Below are 678 nucleotides of genomic sequence, written 5' to 3'. Positions count from 1 at the left end.
GGGGCTGCGGCGCCCCCTGGAGCCCGCCGAGGTGGTCGCGGCGGAGCACCCCCGCCCCCTGCTCGGCCGCGCCCAGCGCCTCGGGGTACGCCCGGGGGGGCGGCTGCTCAGCCACCACGAGCACAACGAGGGGGCCCGGGTCGCCGAGCTGCTCGACGTCGTGCGCGCCGGGGGCACCGTGCTCGTGGTCTCCGACGCGGGGATGCCGACCGTCTCGGACCCCGGGTTCACCCTGGTGCGGGCCGCGGTCGAGGCAGGCCTGCCGGTGACCACGGCCCCCGGGCCGAGCGCGGTGCTCGCCGCCCTCGCCGTCTCGGGGCTGCCGACGGACAGGTTCTGCTTCGAGGGGTTCCTGCCCCGCCGTCCGGGCGACCGGACCCGTGCCCTCGGCCAGCTCGCGACCGAACGACGCACCATGGTCTTCTTCGAGTCCCCGCACCGCGTCGCCGAGACCCTGGCGACCATGGCCGAGGTGCTCGGCACGGACCGTCCGGCCGCGGTCTGCCGCGAGCTCACCAAGACCTACGAGGAGGTCGTCCGCGGGCCGCTCGGCGAGCTCGCCACCTGGGCCGAGGAGGCCGGGCCCCGGGGGGAGATCTGCGTGGTGGTCGGCGGCGCCCCGCAGGCCGCGGCCCCCGCGATGGCCGACCTGGTGGCCGAGGTGCTCTCCCGGGCCGA

Annotated in this window: 1 protein-coding gene; it reads left to right on the top strand. The window is 78.0% G+C overall.

Annotation, left to right across the window (positions count from 1 at the left end; translation table 11 throughout):
* Positions 1-678, top strand: a 678-nt coding sequence (locus L0B03_RS18745) for a 16S rRNA (cytidine(1402)-2'-O)-methyltransferase (protein ID WP_250448622.1), incomplete at both ends; no start/stop codon positions are given.

It is taken from the genome of Actinotalea sp. C106 (genome assembly GCF_023630195.1).
Classification (GTDB): domain Bacteria; phylum Actinomycetota; class Actinomycetes; order Actinomycetales; family Cellulomonadaceae; genus Actinotalea.
This window is presented reverse-complemented; position numbering and strand designations above follow the sequence as displayed.